The sequence below is a fragment of the Glycomyces luteolus genome, from assembly GCF_027622875.1.
In the GTDB taxonomy this organism is placed as follows: Bacteria; Actinomycetota; Actinomycetes; order Mycobacteriales; family Micromonosporaceae; genus Glycomyces; species Glycomyces luteolus.
In genome coordinates, this window is sequence record NZ_JAPZVP010000043.1 from 1 (window position 1) to 1,555 (window position 1,555).

Annotated in this window: 1 protein-coding gene; it reads right to left on the minus strand. The window is 59.3% G+C overall.

Annotated elements, in window-relative coordinates:
* Positions 1 to 102: 102 nt before the first annotated feature.
* Positions 103 to 1,182: a PDDEXK family nuclease gene (locus O1R50_RS26115; protein WP_270113199.1), complete on the minus strand. Its 1,080-nt coding sequence runs from the start codon at positions 1,180 to 1,182 to the stop codon at positions 103 to 105.
* Between the last annotated feature and the right edge of the window lie 373 nt (positions 1,183 to 1,555).

The window sequence follows — 1,555 nt, forward strand, 5'->3', positions numbered from 1 at the left end:
GGCAAGGCCGCCTGATACAACAGCATTCGAAGCTCCTGGGAGGCAACGGAAGTAGACAGCTGTTGTTCTACCAGGAGCTTCTTCCATGCCCTGCAACCAAACTCACCCAGGATGAGAAGGGCTCACTGTTTCGATAGTGAACTGCTTGCGCAGTCTGCATGCTGGGTTCTGGTTCGCGAACATGCCGGGCTTCCAGATTGCCTGGTCAGTGGGGACGGTCTTCGTCCACTTGACGGGAACCACATACTCGGCCTCGTCATCGTCGTCGCCTCCGGGGTTGTGCTGGTAATGCCCGTTGAGCGCGAGTCCTGCGAGCTTCTGCTCCTGATTTTCGACGGTGACTGTGGCCACGTCGAACCGTGCAGCCTCGCCGGTCACGATCCCGATTCCGACGTATCCAGTCTGAGGAATGCAGGTGAAGACGCGCGCACCGATCGGGAGGTTCTTGAGCTTCTGGGAATACCACAGACCGCCTCCAGCGGAGACGAACCCATACTTACGTGCGTCCTCCCATGAACGACCATCGTCTTCTACGCCGAACGACACGTACCAATCTCGTCCGTTCCACGGTTCCAGCGCACGTTGCGCCCCGCTGCTCGGGTTTTGCGGTGCTGCCTCACCGGAGACCAGCCACGTGCGCGCCAGGTAGGAGGTTCCGTCATCTTCAAAGTGACGGAAGAACACGACGTTGATCGGAACGTTGAAGGTCTCATTGAGGAAGCGCACGATCCGCTCGGTGGCCGGGTCGACCGATGCGGCGACAACGGTGAACACCTGAGCCGCGTTGAGTTCCTCTGGTGGCTCGCCTCCGAAATGCCGGGCGAATGCCTCGTCGAACGCGATGCCCGGCTGATATGCCTCGAACAGCTCGACGATATGGGCGTGACTGAGCTCTGCTACCCATGAGCCGTAGTCGAGGGTTTGTGCGACGACATCGCGCGGTGTCCTGTCCCGTTTCAACTCGAGGACATGGACTACGCCCTCGGCATCGACAGCGAGCAGGTCGATGAATCCGCCATGGGCCGTTGGCACTTGGCGGCCGATGAGTAGCAACGGTTGGCCGAGGATCGTCGGATCGTTCTCGATGTATTCCTCAAGTTTCGATTCGAGTGCTACACGGCTTGGCGACAAACGGGTCAGCCCATGCTTGTCCGCGCGCCACAGTCCAACTTCCAAGGTCATTTCCCAAGTGTGGCTGCTGTCGACCGCTTCCGGCAAACTCCAGATGTGGACCTAGGCGAGTTCAATCCAGTTCTCGTGCAACGCGAATCAGGCGTTTCACGCCGGAGCTGCTGATGCCGTACTTCTCTCCGAGCGTCTTCTGGAGTGCCCCTGCTCGGTATTCGCTCGCGCTTGTCGTTATCGCCGATGAATCCAGGTGCCGCCGTCGAACTTGATGAGCACGTCCATATTTGTCGACACACGTAACTAGGCGATGTCCCGCAAGTTGATGCCGCGCAGTGGAAGCTCTCTCGATCGGTGATGAACAGGTGGGTTGGATATCGGTCCTGTGAAGCGGCCCGCAATGTGGCCGAGAGTCTGAGGGCCGGTCGTT

Coding starts and splice junctions, on each gene's coding strand:
- O1R50_RS26115 (WP_270113199.1), bottom strand. CDS start 1,182: ATGACCTTGGAAGTTGGACTGTGGCGCGCGGACAAGCATGGGCTGACC.